The organism is Allobosea sp., from assembly GCF_048595345.1.
GTDB lineage: Bacteria > Pseudomonadota > Alphaproteobacteria > Rhizobiales > Beijerinckiaceae > Allobosea.
Map to the genome: position 1 here is coordinate 1 of NZ_JBMDWH010000217.1, position 19,912 is coordinate 19,912.

Annotated in this window: 17 protein-coding genes and 1 tRNA gene; 10 read left to right on the forward strand and 8 right to left on the reverse strand. The window is 68.1% G+C overall.

Annotation, left to right across the window (positions count from 1 at the left end; all coding sequences use genetic code 11):
* Positions 1–436: 436 nt before the first annotated feature.
* Positions 437–1,294, reverse strand: coding sequence for a LysR substrate-binding domain-containing protein (locus ACOJTB_RS18915; RefSeq protein WP_420104073.1), 858 nt, complete (start codon positions 1,292–1,294; stop codon positions 437–439).
* Positions 1,295–1,488: 194 nt separating this feature from the next.
* Here ACOJTB_RS18915 and ilvD point away from each other — a divergent pair, with 194 nt between their 5' ends.
* Positions 1,489–3,330, forward strand: a complete 1,842-nt coding sequence (gene ilvD, locus ACOJTB_RS18920) for a dihydroxy-acid dehydratase (RefSeq protein ID WP_420104074.1) — start codon at positions 1,489–1,491, stop codon at positions 3,328–3,330.
* Between the two features lie 113 nt (positions 3,331–3,443).
* A complete protein-coding gene (locus tag ACOJTB_RS18925; protein WP_420104075.1) occupies positions 3,444–4,382 on the forward strand; it encodes a hypothetical protein in 939 nt (312 codons plus the stop codon).
* Between the two features lie 310 nt (positions 4,383–4,692).
* On the opposite strand, the gene ACOJTB_RS18930 is transcribed toward ACOJTB_RS18925, so the two are convergent.
* Positions 4,693–5,208, reverse strand: coding sequence for a hypothetical protein (locus ACOJTB_RS18930; RefSeq protein ID WP_420104076.1), 516 nt, complete (start codon positions 5,206–5,208; stop codon positions 4,693–4,695).
* A 165-nt stretch (positions 5,209–5,373) separates the two neighbouring features.
* Between ACOJTB_RS18930 and ACOJTB_RS18935 the strand changes: the two genes are divergently transcribed.
* From ACOJTB_RS18935 to ACOJTB_RS18950, 4 genes are all read left to right on the forward strand, one after another.
* Positions 5,374–5,817, forward strand: coding sequence for an Lrp/AsnC family transcriptional regulator (locus ACOJTB_RS18935; protein ID WP_420104077.1), 444 nt, complete (start codon positions 5,374–5,376; stop codon positions 5,815–5,817).
* A gap of 166 nt (positions 5,818–5,983) precedes the next feature.
* The gene (locus tag ACOJTB_RS18940; RefSeq protein ID WP_420104078.1) at positions 5,984–7,111 is read left to right on the forward strand and encodes a saccharopine dehydrogenase family protein; all 1,128 of its coding nucleotides are present in this window, start codon (positions 5,984–5,986) and stop codon (positions 7,109–7,111) included.
* A gap of 94 nt (positions 7,112–7,205) precedes the next feature.
* Positions 7,206–8,165 carry a protein-methionine-sulfoxide reductase heme-binding subunit MsrQ gene (locus tag ACOJTB_RS18945; RefSeq protein ID WP_420104086.1) on the forward strand — a complete coding sequence of 320 codons (960 nt, stop codon included), beginning with the start codon at positions 7,206–7,208 and terminating at the stop codon, positions 8,163–8,165.
* A 79-nt stretch (positions 8,166–8,244) separates the two neighbouring features.
* Complete coding sequence (locus tag ACOJTB_RS18950; protein ID WP_420104079.1) at positions 8,245–9,972, forward strand: MFS transporter; 1,728 nt, start codon at positions 8,245–8,247, stop codon at positions 9,970–9,972.
* 6 nt (positions 9,973–9,978) lie between these two features.
* Here ACOJTB_RS18950 and ACOJTB_RS18955 read toward each other — a convergent pair whose 3' ends face one another.
* The gene (locus ACOJTB_RS18955; RefSeq protein WP_420104087.1) at positions 9,979–10,782 is read right to left on the reverse strand and encodes an undecaprenyl-diphosphate phosphatase; all 804 of its coding nucleotides are present in this window, start codon (positions 10,780–10,782) and stop codon (positions 9,979–9,981) included.
* A 242-nt stretch (positions 10,783–11,024) separates the two neighbouring features.
* On the opposite strand from ACOJTB_RS18955, the gene ACOJTB_RS18960 reads away from it, so the two are divergent.
* The 3 genes from ACOJTB_RS18960 to ACOJTB_RS18970 are packed head-to-tail and all read left to right on the forward strand — an operon-like array spanning position 11,025 to position 13,716.
* A complete protein-coding gene (locus ACOJTB_RS18960; protein ID WP_420104080.1) occupies positions 11,025–11,717 on the forward strand; it encodes a glutathione S-transferase family protein in 693 nt (230 codons plus the stop codon).
* Positions 11,615–12,853, forward strand: coding sequence for a tRNA epoxyqueuosine(34) reductase QueG (gene queG / locus ACOJTB_RS18965; RefSeq protein ID WP_420104081.1), 1,239 nt, complete (start codon positions 11,615–11,617; stop codon positions 12,851–12,853). Before ACOJTB_RS18960 ends, queG begins: the two co-directional genes overlap by 103 nt.
* On the forward strand, positions 12,850–13,716 hold the full coding sequence (locus tag ACOJTB_RS18970) for an SDR family oxidoreductase (RefSeq protein WP_420104082.1): 867 nt from the start codon (positions 12,850–12,852) through the stop codon (positions 13,714–13,716). Before queG ends, ACOJTB_RS18970 begins: the two co-directional genes overlap by 4 nt.
* 7 nt (positions 13,717–13,723) lie before the next feature.
* On the opposite strand, the gene olsB is transcribed toward ACOJTB_RS18970, so the two are convergent.
* The 5 genes from olsB to ACOJTB_RS18995 form a co-directional block, all read right to left on the reverse strand.
* Entirely contained in the window at positions 13,724–14,596 is an 873-nt protein-coding gene (gene olsB, locus ACOJTB_RS18975) for a l-ornithine N(alpha)-acyltransferase (RefSeq protein WP_420104088.1), read from the reverse strand.
* A gap of 183 nt (positions 14,597–14,779) precedes the next feature.
* Entirely contained in the window at positions 14,780–16,855 is a 2,076-nt protein-coding gene (locus ACOJTB_RS18980) for an ATP-binding protein (protein ID WP_420104083.1), read from the reverse strand.
* A 108-nt stretch (positions 16,856–16,963) separates the two neighbouring features.
* A complete protein-coding gene (locus ACOJTB_RS18985) occupies positions 16,964–18,502 on the reverse strand; it encodes a YifB family Mg chelatase-like AAA ATPase (protein ID WP_420104089.1) in 1,539 nt (512 codons plus the stop codon).
* A 104-nt stretch (positions 18,503–18,606) separates the two neighbouring features.
* On the reverse strand, positions 18,607–19,263 hold the full coding sequence (gene msrA / locus ACOJTB_RS18990) for a peptide-methionine (S)-S-oxide reductase MsrA (protein ID WP_420104084.1): 657 nt from the start codon (positions 19,261–19,263) through the stop codon (positions 18,607–18,609).
* A 75-nt stretch (positions 19,264–19,338) separates the two neighbouring features.
* A complete protein-coding gene (locus tag ACOJTB_RS18995; protein WP_420104085.1) occupies positions 19,339–19,641 on the reverse strand; it encodes a hypothetical protein in 303 nt (100 codons plus the stop codon).
* 181 nt (positions 19,642–19,822) lie between these two features.
* Here ACOJTB_RS18995 and ACOJTB_RS19000 point away from each other — a divergent pair.
* Positions 19,823–19,912: transfer RNA gene (locus tag ACOJTB_RS19000), tRNA-Ser, on the forward strand.

Consider the following 19,912-nt stretch of genomic DNA (forward strand, 5'->3'; position numbering starts at 1 on the left):
CTCAAGCTTCCGCCCAAAAAACCCGCGATGGCTCTTGTATAAACGCAGCACACCGAAGTCTCGTTGGAATGCCAAAAGACATCCCCGCAAGAACCGCGCCGTCCACGTTTCTCTTTCACAATATGCAATTGTCAAACAGCACGACACACCCACAGAACCAAAGACAGACATCCAACCCGGAAATCCCTCCGGACCAAACGCCCTGCCAATCCATGAAGCGCGTCAACAGCCCCGCTCAGCGGCGGCGCCGTCTCGATGGGCGCTTTATAGAAGACACCCCTTTTCAATGTCAACGCTCATTTCGGAAGTTTTTCGCCGGAAACCATATTCCGTTTATATTCAGTCACTTAATGGATTATTCGGCGCCAACCTCGGCCGGCGGCGGCCGGAATCCGGGCCGGAAGCGCCCTTCCCCCGCCGAGAACTCCCCCTCCCCTCATTCGCGCTCCTGCAGGGCCTCGCCGAGGAAGGCGCTAAGCGCAGCCGATGCGGCTCCCTGCCGGCCCGGCGCCAGGTGCAGCGCGATCTCCGAGGCGGGCAGGGGCGGCAGGCCCGAGTCTGAATCCAGCAGCCGCAGCCCCGCCCGCGCGGTGCCCTGCTTGACTACCGTCAGGGCCGCGCCCGAGGCCGCCACCGCCTCGACGGCCCCGATGCTCGTGCTCGAAAACAGAATGCGCCAGCTTCGGCCGGCCTGACCGAGTGCGGTCAGCGCCCATTCCCGGAACATGTTCGGCGCTTTCAGCAAGGCGAGCGGCAAGGGCCCTTCGGGAACGACCGGCTCTTGCTCTGCCGCCGCCCAGCAGGTGGGCTCCCGGCGCAGGACCTGTCCACGGCCATCGCCGGCGCGCTGCGTGGCGAGAACCATGTCGAACTCCTCGCCGAGATCGTTGAGTAGGTCGCGGGTGAAGCCGGTGGTCACCTCGAGCTCGACATCGGGATGGGCGCGGGCGAAGCGCGCGAGAATGCCGGGCAGCACCAGCGTCGCATAATCGTCCATCACCCCGAGCCGAACCGCACCGCTGACCCGCCTGGCGTTCACCACGTCCAGCGCCTCGTCATGCAGGGCGACGATCCGGCGGGCATAGCCGAGGAACTGCTCGCCCGCGCCCGTCAGCGAGACCTCCTGCGGCGAGCGTTGCAGCAGGCTTTGTCCGACGAGGTCCTCCAACCGCCGGATCTGCGTGCTGACGGTGGATTGCGTGCGCAGGAGCGCCGCGCCCGCGCGCGTGAAGCTGCGCAGCTCGGCAATGGTGACGAAGGCTCGCAGCAGGTCGACATCGATATTGCGTAGCATGATGCTCATTCGATCCGGCAGGCGCTCTCCCGCGTCAAGCCGGCGCGTGACCGGGGGGCAGCGATCCCGAGCCTGGGCCGCGATGATCGACGCCGCTGATCGTCGAAATCGACGAATTCGATTTTGCGGAATGCCGCCCGCGGATTAGGTTGCCGCGCGAACGGGCCGCGAGGAGCCCGGAATGGAGCGACCCGATGCCCAGGCTGAGATCCGCCACCTCCACCCATGGCCGCAACATGGCCGGCGCCCGCGGCCTGTGGCGCGCCACCGGCATGAAGGACGGCGATTTCGGCAAGCCGATCGTCGCGGTGGTGAATTCCTTCACCCAGTTCGTGCCGGGCCATGTGCATCTGCAGGATCTCGGCCAGCTTGTCGCGCGCGAGATCGAGAAGGCCGGCGGCGTCGCCAAGGAGTTCAACACCATCGCGGTCGATGACGGCATCGCCATGGGCCATGACGGCATGCTCTACAGCCTGCCCTCGCGCGAGCTGATCGCCGACAGCGTCGAATACATGGTCAACGCCCATTGCGCCGACGCGATGGTCTGCATCTCCAATTGCGACAAGATCACGCCCGGCATGCTGATGGCCGCGATGCGGATCAATATCCCCACCGTCTTCGTTTCGGGCGGGCCGATGGAGGCCGGCAAGTACATCGCCGAGGGCGTGCTGAAGAAGGTCGATCTCGTCGATGCGATGATCGCCGCCGCCGACGACAAATACACCGACGCGCAGGTCGACACGATCGAGCGCTCCGCCTGCCCCACCTGCGGCTCCTGCTCGGGTATGTTCACGGCCAATTCGATGAACTGCCTCACCGAGGCGCTGGGCCTGGCCCTGCCCGGCAACGGCTCGACGCTGGCGACCCATGCCGACCGCAAGCGCCTCTTCGTCGAGGCCGGCCATCTCATCGTCGATCTCGCCAAGCGCTATTACGAGCAGGACGACGAGAGCGTGCTGCCGCGCAAGGTGGGCTCGTTCAAGGCCTTCGAGAACGCGATGACGCTCGATATCGCGATGGGCGGCTCGACCAACACCGTGCTCCATCTGCTGGCAGCGGCGCATGAGGCCGAGATCGACTTCACCATGGCCGATATCGACCGACTCTCGCGCCGGGTGCCGGTGCTCTGCAAGGTCGCGCCGGCCGTCGCCAACGTCCATATGGAGGATGTCCACCGCGCCGGCGGCATCATGGCGATCCTCGGCGAGCTCGACCGGGCCGGTCTGATCGACACCTCCCTGCCGACCGTCCACGCGACAACCATGGCCGACGCACTCGCCCGCTGGGACGTCAAGCAGACCACGAGCGAGGCCGTGCGCAGCTTCTACAGCGCGGCCCCTGGCGGCGTGCCGACCCAGACCGCCTTCAGCCAGAGCCGCCGCTTCGAGGAACTCGATACCGACCGCGAGGCCGGCGTCATCCGCAATCTGGAGCATGCCTATTCCAAGGACGGCGGCCTCGCCGTGCTCTTCGGCAACATCGCGCTCGACGGCTGCATCGTGAAGACGGCCGGCGTCGATGCCTCGATCCTGACCTTCTCGGGCCCGGCGGTGATCTTCGAAAGCCAGGACGCAGCGGTGGACGGCATCCTCAACCGCAAGGTCAAGGAAGGCGACATCGTCCTGATCCGCTATGAAGGCCCACGTGGCGGCCCCGGCATGCAGGAAATGCTCTATCCGACGAGCTATCTGAAGTCGAAGGGCCTCGGCAAGGCCTGCGCCCTCATCACCGATGGCCGCTTCTCCGGCGGCTCCTCCGGCCACTCCATCGGCCATGTCTCGCCGGCAGCGGCCGAGGGCGGCGCGATCGGCCTCGTCGAGAACGGCGACATCATCGCGATCGACATTCCCAACCGCTCGATCAGCCTGCAGGTCTCGGATGAGGAGCTGGCACGCCGCCGCGCCGCGATGGAGGCCAAGGGCAAGGATGCCTGGAAGCCGGCCGCCCCGCGGAAGCGCAAGGTCTCGACCGCGCTCAAGGCCTATGCCGCCACCACGACCAGTGCCGCCCGCGGCGCGGTGCGCGTCGTCGACTGACGAGAGGGCAGGCGCCGCTCGCGACGACGGCGCCTGCTTTCCCGGAACGCCCAAGGGTTCCGCCCGCTGCCCTCCTGATCTAGCCTGTCCGGCAGAGGAATGGAGGACATCGCATGCGGGCCGCGCTCGTCGCCCTGTTTTGTCTCGCGGCCCTGCCCGCGAGCGCAGCAGGACCGTTCGGCAAGATCGTCGTCGGCAACTGGACCGGCGGCGCCTTCACCAGCGACCGGACGGGCGCCTTCTCGCATTGCGCGGTCAGCGCCCGCTACAAGAGCGGCGTCACCATGCTGACTTCGGTGACGGCCGATTTCGCCTGGATTCTCGGCTTCACCAAGCCGGGCTGGAAGCTCCGCACCGGCGAAACACTGAATCTCAGGCTGACCTTCGACCGCGGCCGGACGATCGACGTGGTCGCCAGCGTCAAGGCGCCGACGCTCGTCACGATCGGAATGCCGGCGCAATCAGAGCTGATCGAGGCGTTCCGCCGCGGGCGCTTTCTCGAACTCGTCGCCAATGATGCCCGCTTCACCTTCGCTCTGACATCGACCGGCGAGATGCTCCCGGCGCTCGTCGAATGCGTCAAGCAGAGCGCCCATGTGCGCGGGCCCGTGACTCCCGGAGCGCCCGCCCAGACTCAGGCGCCGGAAAGCGAGCGGGACCGCGCCGCCCGTGCCGAAAAGAAAGCTCTGCTGGAAAAATCGCGCGACCTCATCCGCAGCCGCATGCTGGCCTGTATCGGCCGGGAGGGGGCACCCATGCTGCTAACCGACGAGAAGGCCGAGGTCGTCGCCAAGGCCGCCATGCTGTTCTGCAAGAACGATGTCGACGCCCTGACCAACGCCACGATCGAACTGATCGAGACCGAGGATGGGAGGCCCGCCAACCGCGCCGCCATTCGCGACGCGGCCGAGAAGCGGGTGCAGGAGGTCGTCACCGCCCACATCATCCGCACCCGCGGCGAGATGATCGGCAAGGGGCAAAGGCCCGAGGGTCCAGCGCCCTCCCGCCCTTCCGCGCCGGGCGCGACAACGGCGCCCTCCCGCTCGATCTAACGGGGAAACGCCGCGCAAAGGCGCGGCGCTGGATGGCTTTGGCTGAGGCGCTTAGAGCGTGCTGATTTCGCACGGAACCACCACGTCATCCCGGACAAGCCGCTTCAGCGGCGCCGATCCGGGATCCATCGTCAAGCTCCGAAGCCCTTCGATGGATCCCGGGGCAAGCCCGGGATGACGGTGTGGTTCCGAGAAAACTCAAGTTGCTCTAGACCATCGCGCGTCCGAACGGACGCGGTCGCGATGCGCCAAGAGAGTGTCGAAGCATGGGGCTGCCCCCAAAAGCGGCTGGCTCTCTCCGGTCCGATGCTCAGCCCTTGAGCTTCGCGTTGCACTGGCTCCAGTAGCCGCCGCCCTTCTCGATCCATTTCAGCTCGCCATTGGCATTGGCCGCCTTGTTGGCGTTGTACTGGTCGGCGCAGGTCTTGAGGCGCGCCTTGCCGGCGCTCTCGGTGGAGTATTTCTCCGAAACGGCCTTCGGGAACACCGCGGGCTTGGCCTTGCCGGCCGGCTTGGCCGCAGGCGCCGCGGCAGGAGCGGCGGCAGGGGCCGCTGCGGTCGTGGTCGCGGGCTTCGCCGCCGGGACGGGGGCCGGCGTGGCGGTAGGCTCGGTCACGGCGGCGGCGGCATCGGCGTCCGAGGCGTCTTCGTCACCGCACTGCGCCTTGCGGAAATCGTTCCACTTCTGGCCCTTCAGCGTGTTGGCCTTCTTGGCCTCCTGATATTTGACGCTGCACTCCTTCATCGTCAGCGCCGCCGCAGGCGATGCGGCGAGGCCAGCGAATGCGAGGGCCGATGCGGATGCGAGAATGAATGTCCTGAACATGGCGTTCTCCCTGACGAGGCTGGCTGCCGCCGGCGCGCATGGCACTCCCAATTCAGGTAAATTGCAAGCGCTTTCAGGACCTTGCCGGCTCACCGAAGGAGCCCGCTTGCGATGCGGGGGCGACTGCGGGCATGGTGCCGCCGCTATGCGGGGCTGGGAGAGACCATGGCGAGATCGTCGGATTCGGCCAAGGACCGCGCGCTCCTCACCATCCTCTCGGAGAATGCCCGCCTCCCCTTGTCGGAGATCGCCAAGCGGCTCGGCGTCTCGCGTGCCACGGTGCAGGGCCGCCTCGCCCGCCTCGAGCGCGATGGCGTCATCGCGGGCTACACCACGGTGCTGGGCCAGGGCGCCGAGCGCTTTCGCACGATCGCGGCTCTCGTCCTGATCGAACTCGAGGTCCGGCAGCAGGGCGGCGTCATCGCGGCACTGAAGAAACGTCCCGAAATCGTCTCCTGCCACACGCTCAGCGGCCATTTCGACCTCTCGGTGAAGGTCGAATGCGACACCGCGAGTGATCTCGACGCCATGATCGACTGGATTGCCGCAATCGACGGCGTGCGCCGGACGACCTCGTCGGTGATTCTGGCGCAGAAATTCGAGCGCTGAGCCCGTCCGGATCGTTTCCCATCGTAATGCAGAATTCCCCATCGAACCAATGGGGCTCGCCTTCGAAATCCGGCGAAGCGCACCTTCATCGCGCGACCCTCCTCGCCGAACCTATCTCCACTTTCGGCGGCTCGTCTCGGGCCGCACCGATCAGGGGGACATCGTCATGACCATCAGGCAGCGCATCGCCGTTCTCGGCGCCGGGCAGATCGGCGCCATCGTCGCCGGAATGCTGGCCGAGCAGGGCCACGACGTCACGCTGGCGGACGCCGCCCAGACCCGTCTCGCCCAGATGGCAGGGCGCCGCTTCGCCACGGAAGCGGTCGACGCCGCCGATCTCGCCGCCTTGCGCGCTTTCCTGAAGGACCGCGACATCGTCGTCAGCGCCTGTCCCTATTTCCTAAACAAGGGCATCGCCACGGTCGCAGCCGAGACCGGCACGCATTACTTCGACCTCACCGAGGACGTCGCGACCACCGCCTACATCAAGGAGCTGGGCGAGACGGCCGATGTCGCGCTGGTGCCGCAATGCGGGCTGGCGCCGGGCTTCATCTGCATTCTCGGCGCCGACATGGCGGCCCGCTTCGACAGCGTGCGGACGATCAAGATGCGCGTCGGCGCGCTGCCGCTCTATCCGACCAATGCGCTGCGCTACAACGTCACCTGGTCGGTCGACGGCCTGATCAACGAATACTGCAACCCCTGCGAGATCGTCTTCGACGGCCAGCCGACTTTGGTACCGGCGCTGGAAGGCATCGAGAGCGTCATGATCGACGGCGTCGCCTACGAGGCCTTCAACACCTCCGGCGGGCTCGGCACCCTTACCGAGACGCTGGCCGGCAAGGTCCGCAACATGAGCTACAAGACGCTGCGCTATCCCGGCCATGCCGAGATCATGAAGCTGCTGCTGCGCGATCTCGATCTTGCTGACGACCGCGAGACCATGCGGCGCATCCTCGGCCATTCGGCGCCCTTCACCCATAAGGACGTAGTGGTCATCTTCGTCACCGGCGTCGGTGAGCGCAAGGGCCGCCTCGAGGAGGAGAGCATCGTGCTCCGCTACGACGGCAGCGAGACGCTCGGCGCGATCCAGCTCACCACCGCGGCCGGCTGCGTCGCCATGATCGAGCTCTTCCTCGGCGGGACGCTGCCGCAGAAGGGCTTCGTGCGGCAGGAGGATGCGGCGCTGGCGGATTTCCTCGCCACCCGTGCCGGTGCACGGCTCACCGGCGAGGCGCGCGGCGCCGATGCGTCCGGACTGCGACCTGCGGTGACCTTGCGCGACGCGGCCTGACGCTCACGCGCTTGTGTGCCGGCCGGCGGGACAATGAGCCCGCATCTCGGTTATGCGGAGACGATCATCCGCATCATGGAGAGCGGCCTTGACGATGCCGGCTCGCGCGCAGGCGACAGCACCGACCGCCGAGACGGCGAACAGCGAGACGAGAGCGGCGCGGCGCAAGCCGGCGGCTCCCTGGACGAGCTGGCTGCCCTGGTGCGACCGCCAGGGCCGCTTCTCCGCGCTGCGGCTCGCCGCCTTTCTGCTGACGCTGCTGCCGGCCCTGCTGATCCTGCATGCGGCCTGGATGCAGCAGCTCGGCTCCAAGCCCTGGACCGAGGGGATCCACCGCACCGGCACCTGGGCAGTTCGCCTGCTCATCCTCTCGCTCGCCATCTCGCCGCTGCGCCGGCTGTTCGACTGGGGCAAGCTCATCGGCGTGCGCCGCATGCTCGGTCTCTCGGTCATGGCCTATGCGCTCGGACATCTGGCGCTCTATTGCATCGACATGGCCTTCGACTGGGGGCTGATCGTCTCCGAGATCGTCAAGCGCTTCTACCTGACGATCGGCTTCGTCGCGGTGCTGGGGCTCGTCGCGCTGGGCGTGACCTCGACGGACGGCATGATCCGCCGGCTCGGCAAGAACTGGCAGAGGCTTCATAATCTGGTCTATCCGATCACGATCATCTCGCTCCTGCATTTTGCGCTGCAATCGAAGGTCGATGTCACCGAGCCGGTGCTGATGAGCGGGCTTTTTCTGCTGCTGCTCTTCTATCGCGGCCTGTTTCGCTGGAAGCTCAAACCCTCGCTGCCGCGGCTTCTCGCCATCGCCGTCCTCGCCGGACTCGCCACCGCCCTGCTGGAGGCCGGTTGGTATGCGGCGGCGAGCGGCGTCGCTCCCTGGCTGGTCTTCCAGGCCAATGCCGACATCCTGACCGACTGGGACGTCGCCTTGCTGCGCCCGGCCCATTGGGTCGCGCTCGCGGGAATAGCGGTCGCGCTCATCTTCTCTGTCCGCAGGCGCGACGCGGCCGGCGCGGCAACGCCCCCGCGCGTCCGGCCCGCCTGAGTGGGCTGAAGCAAACTTTCAGCATCGGTTGCGCGGAAAACCGTTTGCCGCCGCGAGCGTCCTGTTTAACCCTAGGCGCATGCCTGATGATCCGCATGCCCAGCCGATAGCCGATGTGGCTGAAGCCGAACTCGCCTCCGAAGGCATCAAGCCGGCCGAACGCTCCTCCCCTTTCGTCCCGCTGAAGCAGCCGATCTTCCGCGCGGTCTGGCTCGCCAGCCTGGTCTCGAATTTCGGCGGCCTCGTGCAGGCGGTCGGCGCCTCCTGGATGATGGCTTCGATCTCGCCCTCGCCCGAGATGGTCGCCCTCGTCCAGTCCTCCACCACGTTGCCGGTGATGCTGTTCTCGCTCGCGGCCGGCGCGATCTCGGACAACTACGATCGGCGCCGCATCATGCTGGTCGCGCAAGGCTTCATGCTGGCCGTCTCGATCGCGCTCGCCCTCTTCGCCTGGGCAGGTGTGATCACGCCCTGGATGCTGCTGAGCTTCACCTTCCTGCTCGGCTGCGGCACGGCGCTGAACAACCCCGCCTGGCAGTCCTCGGTCGGCGACATGGTGCCCCGGCGCGACGTGCCGGCGGCGGTGACGCTGAACAGCGTCGCCTTCAACATCGCCCGCAGCGTCGGCCCCGCCATCGGCGGCGCAATCGTGGCCGCGGCCGGCGCGGTCGCCGCTTTCACCATCAATGCCTTCAGCTATATCGGGCTGATCACGGTGCTCGCGCGCTGGCAGCCGCCCAGGGTCGAGCGGGTGCTGCCGCGCGAGACGCTGTTCATCGCGATGGGCGCCGGCATCCGCTATGTCGCGATGTCGCCGAACATCCGGGCGGTGATCCTGCGGGCCTTCGCCTTCGGCTTCGGCGCCATTGTCGGCCTGGCTCTGCTGCCGCTGGTGGCGCGCGATCTCATCAGGGGCGGGCCCCTCACCTATGGCATCCTGCTCGGGGGCTTCGGCGCCGGCGCGGTGGCCGGTGCCTTCATGAGCGCGCGGCTGCGCCGGGCGATGAGCACGGAGGCGCTGGTGCGCTCCACCTTCATCGCCTACGCCATCGGCATACTGCTGGTGGGCTCGAGCCGCTCGATCTGGCTGACGATGCCGGGACTGTTTGTCTGTGGCGGCTGCTGGGTGCTGGCGCTGTCGACCTTCAACGCGACGGTGCAGCTCTCGGCCCCGCGCTGGGTCGTCGGCCGCGCGCTCGCCATCTACCAGATGGCGACCTTCGGCGGCATGGCCATCGGCAGCTGGGCCTGGGGCCGCACCGCCACGCATTTCGACACCGATCGCGGGCTGCAGCTCTCCGCCATCGCGCTGCTGGCCGGCGCGGCCCTCGGCCTGCGCTATCGCCTGCCGCCGCTGGAGGAGCTCAACCTCGACCCGCTCAGCCGCTGGCGCGAGCCCAAGGTCGCCATCGACATCGAGCCCCGCAGCGGCCCGGTGATCGTGACGATCGAATACATCATCAAGCCGGAGGACGTGGTCGCCTTCCTGAATGTGATGGCAGAGCGGCGGCGCATCCGCCGCCGCGACGGGGCGCGGCACTGGACCCTGCTGCGCGACCTAACGGACCCGACCCTCTGGATCGAGCGCTATGACAGCCCGACCTGGGTGGAATATGTGCGCCAGGCCCAGCGCATCACCCAGGCGGATGCCGAGATCGGCGAGCGCGTGCGCGCCTTGCATAGCGGGCCGAACCCGCCGGTGGTCCATCGCATGATCGAACGCCAGACCGCGACGCTGCCGCAGATCCATGGCAGCCGGCACCCAACGGTCGCCGACTCCCTCGCCGATCCCTCGCGCCCGGCCTGATCCGGCTCAGCCCCAGATCCAGAGCCCGGCGAGCCCGACCATCCCGACGACGATCCGCCACCAAGCGAAGGGCGCAAAGCCGTGGCGGGAGACGAAGTCGAGGAAGGAGCGCACTACCAGCAGAGCCGAAAAGAAGGCCGCGACGAAGCCGATCACGATCAGTATGCCGTCGTTGAAGGTAAGCGTCTTGTAGCTCTTGAGCAGATCATAGGCGAAGGCACCCGCCATGGTCGGCATAGCGAGGAAGAAGGAGAATTCGGCCGCCGCCCGCTTGCTCGCGCCCATCAGCATCGCGCCGACGATGGTCGCGCCGGAGCGCGAGACGCCCGGAATCATCGCCAGGCACTGGAAGAAGCCGATCTTCAGATACATCGGCAGCGTGAATCGGGTCGCGTCCGTATGCTTCTCCTGGAGTTCCAGCTCGTCGACGACCAGCAGCACGAGCCCGCCCGCGATCAGCGCGCAGCAAACGATGACGGGGTTGAAGAGCACGCCCTTGATGAAGCCGTGCAGCACCGCGCCGATCAGCGCGGCGGGCAGGAAGGCGATCAGCACACCGAGGATGAAGCGACGGGCATCCGGATCCTTGGGCGCGCGCAGCGCGATGTCGAGCAGCCGGCGGAAATAGACCAGCGTGATCGCCAGGATCGCGCCGAGCTGCACCAGCACCTCGAAGGTCTTGCCGTTCGACTCGAAGCCCAGGAAATGGCCGAGCAGCAGCAGATGGCCCGTCGAGGAGACGGGCAGGAATTCCGTCAGGCCCTCGACGATACCGAGGACGAAGGCTTCGATCATATTCTGCATGGGCAGCATGGTCCTCGTGCGCGGACGTAAGGAGTCGGCCTTGCGGCGCGACCGGCTTACGCCGTGCTCTTTGCAAATTGGTTACCAATTCCGCAACCCGATCGCTCGATCCGTCCCGATCGGCACCATCTGCGCTTGTCGCCCCTCGCTTCCATGCTAAGAGCGGCGCTCGGCGCATGGCGGGCGAGTTTCGGGCCGGACGCCCCGCTTCGGCCGCATTTGACCCGCTTCAAGGCTTGATGAGTGCCATGGCGACCCTGTTCCATTATCCGCTATGTCCGCATTCGCGCTTCATTCGCCTGGTGGTGAGCGAATTCGGGATGGACACCGAGCTCGTCGAGGAGCGCGTCTGGGAGAGGCGGCGCGAATTCATCGAGCTGAACACGGCCGGGACGACGCCGGTCTTTCAGGAGCAGAACGGCATGGCGGTGCCCGGCGCCGGGCCGATCGCGGAATATCTCGACGAAACGCGGGGCCTCGCGCTGGAGGACCGGCGCCTGCTGCCCGAGGGGCCGGGCGAGCGGGTCGAGGTTCGTCGCCTGCTCGACTGGTTCAACCTCAAATTCCACGAGGAGATCACCGGCCCGCTCGTGCTGGAGAAGGTGATGAAGCGCTTCATGAGCCGCGACGAGGGCGGCGGCCCGCCGGAGATGAGCGCGATCCGTGCGGCGCGCTCGAACGTCCGCTACCATCTGCGCTATATCGGCTGGCTGCTGGCCAAGCGGAACTGGATCGCCGGCGGCCGGCTGAGCTATGCCGATCTGGCCGCCGCGGCGCATCTGTCTTGCGTCGACTATCTCGGCGATGTGCCCTGGGACGAGGACGAGACGACGCGCGCATGGTACGCCCGGATCAAATCGCGGCCGAGCTTCCGCCCGCTGCTGGCCGACCGGGTGCCGGGCATGGCGCCGAGCGCCCATTACGACGATCTGGACTTCTGAACGGGCTCGCCCTGAAGAAGGCGCTGGCGGAACGCGCCGCGGCCGAGGGCTTCGCGGTGATGCGCGTGGCCGCAGCCGATGCGATTCCGCAGGCGCCCTCTCGCCTTTCCGCCTGGCTCGAAGCCGGGTTCCACGGCGATATGGGCTGGATGGAGGAGCGCACGAGCGAGCGCGCCGATCCGCGCCGGCTCTGGAGCGAGGCGCGCTCCGTCGTGATGCTGGGCATGAACTATGCCGGCGAGGACGATCCGCTGGCGCTGCTGGCGCAGCCGGACAAGGCTGCGATCTCCCTTTATGCCCGCCGTCGCGATTATCACGAGGTTATCAAGGGCAAGCTCAAGACCATCGCCGGGCTCCTCGCCGCACGCGGCGGCGCCGACGTCAAGGTCTTCGTCGACACCGCCCCGGTGATGGAAAAGCCCCTGGCCGAGGCCGCAGGCCTGGGCTGGCAGGGCAAGCACACCGTGCTCGTCTCCCGGGCGCATGGCTCCTGGCTGCTGCTGGGCGCGATCTACACCACTGCCGCTCTGCCGCCGGATGCGCCCGAGCGCGACCATTGCGGCTCCTGCCGACGCTGCCTCGACATCTGCCCGACCGACGCCTTCCCGGCGCCCTACCAGCTCGATGCCAGACGCTGCATCGCCTATCTCACGATCGAGCATCAGGGGCATATCGAGCCTGGTCTTCGCCCCGGCATCGGCAACCGCGTCTTCGGCTGCGACGACTGCCTCGCCGTGTGCCCCTGGAACAAATTCGCCGGCCTTTCGCAGGAGACGCGCCTCGCGCTGAAGCCGGAGCTCGCCGCCCTGCCGCTGCGCGATCTCGCCGCGCTCGACGACGCCGCCTTTCGCAGCCTTTTCGCCGGTACGCCGATCAAGCGCACGGGCCATGCCCGCTTCCTGCGGAATGTCCTCATCGCCATCGGCAACAGCCGGCGGCCGGATCTCGCCGACGCCGCCGAGGCGCGGCTGCGCCACCCCTCGCCGCTCGTACGCGCAATGGCGGTATGGGCACTGGGGCAGCTCGTGCCACAGCGGGCCGCGGCCTTGGCCCGCGAAGCCCTGGATCAGGAAAGCGACGCCGCCGTGCAGGCCGAGTGGCGCGCCTTGCCCGAACGGACGGAAGACGCCGCATGAACATTCTGATCCTTGGTCTCGGTTACACCGCCGGCTTTTTCGCCCGCGCCGCGTTGATGCGCGGCTGGGAGATCACCGGCACGGTGCGCGATGCCGACCGGGCGGCAGAACTTAGCCGCGGCGGCATCCAGACCCTCGTCTTCGGTGGCTTCGCCGTCTCGCGCCGCCTGGCCCAGGCCGTCGAGCAGGCGGATGCCGTGCTGGTTTCGATTCAGCCCAGCGAGGATGGCGATCCCGTGCTGAACGCGCTGACCGAGGCCCTCGCCGCGGCGCCAAGGCTGCGCTGGATCGGCTATCTCTCCACCATCGGCGTCTATGGCGACCATGGCGGCGCTTGGATCGACGAGGCGACCGTGCCGGCGCCCGGCAACGACCGCAACCGCAAGCGCATCGAGGTCGAACGGCAATGGCTCGCCTTCGGCGAGGCGACCGGCAAGGCCGTTCAGATCTTCCGGCTGGCGGGGATCTACGGGCCGGGCCGAAGCCCGCTCGCCAAGCTGCGCGCCGGCACGGCGCACCGCCTCGTCAAGCCGGGGCAGGTCTTCAACCGCATCCATGTCGACGACATCGTCGGGGTCCTGCTGGCCTCGCTCGACCGGCCGCGCCCCGGCGCGATCTACAATGTCGGCGACGACGAGCCGGCGCCCCCGCAGGACGTGGTCACCTATGCGGCCGAACTGACCGGCCTTGCGCCCCCACCGCAGGTCGCTTTCTCGCAGGCCGACCTCTCGCCCATGGCCGCGAGCTTCTATGGCGAGAACAAGCGCGTCTCGAATGCGCTCGTGAAGCGCGAATTCGGCTATGCGCTGAAGCACCCGACCTATCGGGAGGGAGTCCGCGCGCTCGTGGCAGGAGGCGAGTGAACGCCGCTCAGGCCGCGTAACGCGGGGTTTCGCCGCCGTAATACTCGATATAGCGCTTGTCGATCGCAGCAACCGGGAGCACGACCAACACATCGGTGGTGCCGAACTGCCTGTCGACCACCGCCCCGGTGCCGAACCGGGCGCCGAGGCGCAGATAGCCCTTGATCAGCGGCGGCATCTGCCGGACCGCCATCTTGACGTCGATCGTCCCGGCCGGCAGGCGGTCCATGTCCACCCGGCGATGGGCATGGGCCTCGGCCAGCCAGTCCCCCTCCGAACGCGCCTGATGATGCAGGAAGCTCAGCGGCAGGGCGAGCGCATCGGGATCGGTGCCGTCGAAGGAGGCGCAGCCGAACATCGCGTCGATGCGGTGATGCCGGATATAGGCCCAGATGCCCGACCAGAGCAGATCAACCGTCCGCTTGGTGCGATAGGGCTTCAGCACGCAGGAGCGGCCGAGCTCGAGAAAGCGCTGGCCGGGATGGCGCGCCAGAAGCGGCTGCAGATCGAATTCGCTCTGCGAGTAGAATCCGCCGAGACGGTCGGCCGCGCTCTTGCGCATCAGCCGATAGGTGCCGACGACCTTCGGCTTGGTGCCGCCGAAGCGCCCCTTCGCCTCGTGGTCGATCACGAGCAGATGGTCGCAGGCCTGGTCGAAGCGGTCGGCATCGCGCCGAAACACCCGCGCCACGACATCGGGCTTGGCCGACATTTCCTGATAGAACACGCGGTAGCGCAGGCGCTGCGCCCGCCAGATCTCGCGCGGGGTGCGGGCGAGGCGAACCTCGAGAGAGCCCAGACGTCCGAGCGTCCCGGAAAGCGGCTCCGATTCTCCCGAGATCTCGGCGAATCGGCGCATGGCGCCGCCGGTCACGGGCATCATCGGGACGAGGCGGGACAGAAGAGGATTGCCGGCTGAGAAACGCGCCGGGGCGCTGCGGCCGCTCCCGGAAACCTGGTATGTCATCGCCAGTCTCGCCTCTGACCGCTGCCGGTACGCGCAAAGGCTTGCGTCGCGTTTTTTACAGCCTTGCGACGGAACTGCGTCGAAGACGTGACGGCGTCAAGCGCTCAGCGGCTCCCTGTGCCGCATCGAGAGGCATTCCAGCAGGCGCATGAGCGCGGGCCGCTCAAGAGGCTTTGCCAGACAATCATCCATCCCGGCAGCCATCGCCGCCTCGCGATCCGGCCCCGAGACATTGGCGGTGACGGCGACGATCGGCAGCCTTTCTCCGCCATGGCCTTCCGCCTCCGCCGCCCGCACCGCCCGGGCGCAATCCAGCCCGCTCATGCCCGGCATCCGGATGTCGAACAGCGCCAGATCGAAACGCCGTGCCTGCCCGCGCCGGCTGGCCTCGATCAGCGCGAGCGCCTCCGCCCCGTCCCTTGCCCTCACCGAGGTCGAGCCCAGCCGCTCGAGCGTCCGCGTCAGCAGCAGCGCATTGATGTCGTTGTCTTCCGCCACGAGCACATGCAGGGCGGGGACCAGGGCCGCTTCCGCCGCTTCCTTGTCCGGGGCCGGTGCGGACGGCGACTGAACGGGCGGGTCGAGCCGCTCGTAGAGCGACCGCGCGCGCACGGGCTTGATCAGGAAGCCGGAGAAACCATGAGACCGCGGCGCGCCGAAATGGCGCCGCCCGAGCGGCGACAGAAGGATCAGCCGGCTGCGCACGCCTGCCTCCTTCGCCAGACGGGCGAGATCCTTTGCCGGCACATCGCCAATCGCATGGTCCACCAGCACTGCGTCGAAACCCTGCGCGGCGAGATCGGCCCGGGCCGCCTCCTGCGTCGTGGCGACTATGGCGCAGGCGCCGGTGGCGCGAATGGTCTCGGCGAGGAAACCGGCCGCGAAGGGAGCCGGCGACACCACCAGCACCTGCCGGCGCGGCCAATGCGGGATCGCCGTCACGAGGCCACCGGGCGCGGCCGCCAGCGGCAGCAGCACGCGGAAGCAGGCGCCGCCACCGCTGCGGTTTTCAGCCCCCACCTCTCCGCCCATGGCCTGCACGAGGCGCCGCACGATGGCGAGGCCCAGACCGGTCCCGGCCCGGGCCGCTCCCGGCCCGTGATCGAGCTGCTCGAACTCGGCGAAGATGGTTTCCAGCCGGTCGTGCGGGATGCCCGGCCCGGTATCGGCGACAAGGATCTCGATGGCCCCGCCGGCCTTGCGCAGGCTGACGCCGACGCCGCCGCTGGCGGTGAACTTGACCGCATTGCCGACGAGGTTCAGCAGGATCTGACGCAGGCGGTCGCGGTCACCCAGCAGTGCAGCCGGCAGTTCGGGCGCGATATGAGCGGCGAGCTCGATGCCCTTCGCCTGGGCGCGCGGTGCCATCAATTCCGTCACCGTCTCGGTAAGCTGCACGATATCGACCGGCTCGCGCGCCAGCTCGACGCGCCCGGCCTCGACCTTGGCGAAATCCAGAATGTCGTCCACCAGCGCCAGCAGCGCTTCGCCAGAGGTGCGCAGCGCCTGCGCATAGGTCGATTGCTCGGCATCGAGGCCGGTATCGGCCAACAGATCGGCCATGCCCAGAATGCCGTTGAGCGGCGTGCGGAATTCATGGCTCACCGTCGCCAGAAAGCGGGATTTCGCCTCGCTCGCCGCCTCGGCCCGGCTGCGCGCCTCCACCAGCGCATCCTCATCGGCGATGCGGGCGGAGATGTCGCGCCCGACGCGCTGGACGAGGCGCCGGCCGTCCGGGCCGGGGAGAGCGGTTTCGACCCAGGCCACCCAGCGCTCGCCCTCATGCGTGGCGAGGCACTCGTCGAAGCTGCGCGCCCCATCCTCCCGCATGGCCCGCGGCCGCAGGGCCAGTTGCGGCAGCCGCGCTTCGCTGCCGATCAGATCGGCGGCCTCGACCCCGAATAGTGCGGCATAGGCGGCATTGGCATAAACGATCCGGCGCCCGTCCAGCCGAAGGATGAAATCGCCCTGCGCCTCGACGAGGCTGCGATAGCGCTCCTCCCGCTCCGCCAGAAGCCAAATCCTGTCGGTGAGCGTCTCGATCTCACGCGCCAGCGCGGCCTGCCGCTCCTGCTGGCGCGCGCGCCAGCGCAGGGCCGCGAGCCCGAAGCCGAGCAGCGCCGCGCAGGCTGCGGCGAGAAGCGCCGGAAAGAGCCAGACCGAGAACACCATGGCGCAGGCTTAGCGCGCAGGGCTGAACAAAGGCGCCGCGCGATCGCGGCGATTCAGTGCATGGCGGCAAGGTCGGCTTAACGAATCCGGCCCTCGCGCAAGGCCCGGTCAGGCCGCCTGCGCGATCTCCCCGCTCCGGGCGCGATAGGACAGCGCCTCGGCCAGATGCAGCCGCCCGACCTTCGCCTCGCCATCGAGATCGGCCAGCGTGCGCGCCACCTTCAAGACGCGGTGATAGGCGCGCGCGGTCAGCCGCATCGCCTCCGCCGCGTCGCGCAGCAAAGCGAGCCCGGCATTGTCAGGCTTCGCGATCTCCTCGAGTACCGGCGGCGGACAGGCGGCATTGGTGGTAATGTGCGGCAGGCTGAGCGCGGCGAACCGCGCCATCTGCATCTGCCGCGCGCGGGCGACGCGCTGGGCCACCTCGGCCGAGCTTTCCCCCGTCGAGGGCAGGATCAGATCGGCGGCCGTGACGGCGGGAACGTCGATCATGATGTCGATGCGATCGAGAAGCGGTCCCGAGATCCGGGTCTGATACTGCGCGATGCAGCGCTCGTTCGGCTGGCGCCGGCAGGCATAACCCGGCTCGTTCGCCTTGCCGCAGCGGCAGGGATTCATCGCCGCCACGAGCTGGAAGCGCGCCGGATAGACGGCGCGGTGATTGGCCCGCGAAATCAGCACGTCGCCGGTTTCCAGCGGCTGCCGCAGCGCATCGAGCACTTGCGGCTGGAACTCCGGCAACTCGTCGAGAAAGAGCACGCCGTGATGAGCCAGCGAGACCTCGCCCGGCCGCGCCTGGAGCCCGCCGCCGACCAGCGCCGCCATGGATGCGGAATGATGGGGCGCACGGAACGGCCGCCGATCCGTCAATTCGCCACCGGCGAGATGCCCGCCCACCGAGAGCACCATGGACACTTCGAGCAGTTCGCGCGGGGAGAGCGGCGGCAGGATCGAAGGCAGCCGGCTGGCGAGCATCGACTTGCCGGCCCCGGGCGGCCCGTTCATCAGCAGATTATGGCTCCCCGCGGCTGCGATCTCCAGGACCCGCTTGGCGCTCTCCTGCCCCTTGATGTCAGCCAGATCGGGCAGCGTGCCGCTCTGGCGCGCGACGGCGGGCTCCGGCCGCGCCATCACCTGCGTGCCCTTGAAATGATTGGCGAGCTGGATCAGCGAACGCGGTGCGAGGATATCGATATCCGCCGCCGCCCAGGCCGCCTCCGGCCCGGTCGCGGCCGGGCAGATCAGCCCCAGCCCGCGATCATAGGCCGCGATGGCCGCCGGCAGCACGCCGGCGACCGCGGCGATCGAGCCGTCGAGCGCCAGCTCGCCCAGCACGGCATATCCCGCTAGCGCATCCGGCGGGATCGCGCCGATCGCAGCCATGACGGCCAGCGCGATCGGCAGGTCGTAATGGCTGCCCTCCTTGGGCAGGTCGGCGGGGGCGAGATTGACGGTGATCCGCTTGGCCGGCAGGGCGAGCCCCGAGGCGATCAGCGCCGCTCGCACCCGCTCCCGGCTTTCCGCCACCGCCTTATCCGGCAGGCCGACGAGAATGAACGCCACCGAGCCGGCCGCGACCTGGACCTGAACATCGACGGCGCGTGCCTCGATGCCCTCGAACGCCACCGTCGCGACCCGCGTCACCATTTCGTCCGACCCCATGCCCCGGCATGACGCTAGCGGAGCCAACGCCGCAGCGCAAGAACAGACAGGGAACTTTCCTGATCGGCTGTGCGGCGGCGCAGCGTTGGTCAGGCGGGAACGTCGAGCCCGATCTGGCAGGCGACACCGGTGCCGCCGAGCCCGCAATAGCCGCCCGGATTCCGCGCCAGATATTGCTGGTGATACTCTTCGGCAAAGTAGAACGGCGGCGCCGCCCGGATCTCGGTGGTGATCGGGCCGTAGCCCTTCGCCGCGAGCGCGTGCTGATAGGCGTCGCGCGAGCGCAGCGCCGCATCCTGCTGCTGCTCGTCGTAAGTGTAGATCGCGGAGCGATACTGGCTGCCGATGTCGTTGCCCTGCCGCATGCCTTGCGTCGGGTCGTGGCTTTCCCAGAAGGTCTTCAGCAGCGTCTCGTAGTCGATCAGCGCCGGATCATAGGCCACGAGCACGACTTCGGTATGCCCCGTCATGCCGCTGCAGACCTCTTCATAAGTCGGGTTGGGCGTCTGACCTCCGGCATAACCGACCGCCGTCACCCAGATGCCCTCCCCCATCTGCCAGAACTTGCGCTCCGCGCCCCAGAAGCAGCCGAGGGCGAAGACGGCTTTGCGCACGCCTTCGGGATAGGGCTCCTGCAGGCGATGGCCGTTCACGACATGGGTGTCCGCGGTCGGGATCGGGGCGGACCGGCCCGGCAGGGCTTCCTCGGCGGTGGGCAGGGCGGTCTTCTTGCGCGCAAAGAACATGGGCGGCTCCTTTCGTTGCCGCCAATATGGGGGTCGCAGGCCCGCTCGGACAGAGGCGGAAGGCATCCCCGGCGTTCACTGACGCGTGACGAAGCCGATCTGCGGCGCCGGCGGGCGCCCGGCCCACAGAAGCAGGAAGCCGAGGACCAGAGCCACGGCGCAAAAGGGGGCCTGCATCGCCGTGGCGAAGGCGGGCTCCGCGAGCCAGGGATGCAGCCCGCGCGCGATGGCCGGTCCGATCAAGGCATAGCGCTCCGGCAGCAGGCCCTGCAGCACCTCGCCGAGGCTTGCGACCCGCAGATCGACATTGGCGATGGAACGGGCCCCGTCGAGCACCAGCGCGATGAAGCCCAGCGCCACGAACCCATACCCCGTCATACGCAGCAGAAACCTCACGATCGCGCCCTTTGCCTTCGTCCGTCTGCCCCGGGATCATGTGACCTCCCGAGCGCGGAACCGCAACCGCCGGCGCAGAGAAACAGCGAACATGACAGGATTGTCGAAAACCGCGCGCGACGGTCTTGAAAGATCGCGCCCCGGCAGTCATAAGCACCCCGCCGGACAGGTGGCCGAGTGGTTGAAGGCGCACGCCTGGAAAGTGTGTATACGGGAAACCGTATCGCGGGTTCGAATCCCGCCCTGTCCGCCA

Bases quoted from the DNA above. Each gene is read 5' to 3' on its own strand.
- ACOJTB_RS18925 (WP_420104075.1), top strand. From the start codon at position 3,444: ATGCGGGCCGCGCTCGTCGCCCTGTTTTGTCTCGCGGCCCTGCCCGCG.
- ACOJTB_RS18935 (WP_420104077.1), top strand. From the start codon at position 5,374: ATGGCGAGATCGTCGGATTCGGCCAAGGACCGCGCGCTCCTCACCATC.
- ACOJTB_RS18950 (WP_420104079.1), top strand. From the start codon at position 8,245: ATGCCTGATGATCCGCATGCCCAGCCGATAGCCGATGTGGCTGAAGCC.
- ACOJTB_RS18915 (WP_420104073.1), bottom strand. From the start codon at position 1,294: ATGCTACGCAATATCGATGTCGACCTGCTGCGAGCCTTCGTCACCATT.
- ACOJTB_RS18945 (WP_420104086.1), top strand. From the start codon at position 7,206: ATGCCGGCTCGCGCGCAGGCGACAGCACCGACCGCCGAGACGGCGAAC.
- msrA (WP_420104084.1), bottom strand. From the start codon at position 19,263: ATGTTCTTTGCGCGCAAGAAGACCGCCCTGCCCACCGCCGAGGAAGCC.
- ACOJTB_RS18930 (WP_420104076.1), bottom strand. From the start codon at position 5,208: ATGTTCAGGACATTCATTCTCGCATCCGCATCGGCCCTCGCATTCGCT.
- ACOJTB_RS18995 (WP_420104085.1), bottom strand. From the start codon at position 19,641: ATGACGGGGTATGGGTTCGTGGCGCTGGGCTTCATCGCGCTGGTGCTC.
- ACOJTB_RS18985 (WP_420104089.1), bottom strand. From the start codon at position 18,502: ATGGTGACGCGGGTCGCGACGGTGGCGTTCGAGGGCATCGAGGCACGC.
- ACOJTB_RS18940 (WP_420104078.1), top strand. From the start codon at position 5,984: ATGACCATCAGGCAGCGCATCGCCGTTCTCGGCGCCGGGCAGATCGGC.
- ACOJTB_RS18960 (WP_420104080.1), top strand. From the start codon at position 11,025: ATGGCGACCCTGTTCCATTATCCGCTATGTCCGCATTCGCGCTTCATT.
- olsB (WP_420104088.1), bottom strand. From the start codon at position 14,596: ATGCCCGTGACCGGCGGCGCCATGCGCCGATTCGCCGAGATCTCGGGA.
- ACOJTB_RS18980 (WP_420104083.1), bottom strand. From the start codon at position 16,855: ATGGTGTTCTCGGTCTGGCTCTTTCCGGCGCTTCTCGCCGCAGCCTGC.
- ACOJTB_RS18970 (WP_420104082.1), top strand. From the start codon at position 12,850: ATGAACATTCTGATCCTTGGTCTCGGTTACACCGCCGGCTTTTTCGCC.
- ilvD (WP_420104074.1), top strand. From the start codon at position 1,489: ATGCCCAGGCTGAGATCCGCCACCTCCACCCATGGCCGCAACATGGCC.
- queG (WP_420104081.1), top strand. From the start codon at position 11,615: ATGGTACGCCCGGATCAAATCGCGGCCGAGCTTCCGCCCGCTGCTGGC.